1 protein-coding gene is annotated in these 283 nt (G+C 66.1%); it reads right to left on the minus strand.

Going from position 1 to position 283, the window contains the following annotated elements:
- Nucleotides 1-283, minus strand: a 283-nt coding sequence (locus EN808_RS36000) for an SIS domain-containing protein (RefSeq protein WP_135918283.1), incomplete at both ends; no start/stop codon positions are given.

The following is a 283-nucleotide window of genomic DNA, read 5'->3' on the forward strand; positions in this document are numbered from 1 at the left end:
GTCGAGGCAACGCCGATCTCAGGCCCGGCCAGCGTCGGCAGCACCACGTCGGACTCGCGCGCTATGGTCGATTCGCGCACATTGACGACCGCGCCGATCGTCATGCCGGCCTGGCGGCAGTAGCGCAGCGAGGCGAGCGTGTCGGCGGTCTCGCCCGACTGCGAGATGAAGAAGGCCGCGTCGTTGGCCGAAAGCGGCATTTCGCGGTAGCGGAATTCGGAAGCGACATCGATGTCGACGGGAAGCCGCGCGTAGCGCTCGAACCAGTATTTCGAGATCAGCC

Source organism: Mesorhizobium sp. M8A.F.Ca.ET.165.01.1.1, assembly GCF_004792065.1.
In the GTDB taxonomy this organism is placed as follows: domain Bacteria; phylum Pseudomonadota; class Alphaproteobacteria; order Rhizobiales; family Rhizobiaceae; genus Mesorhizobium.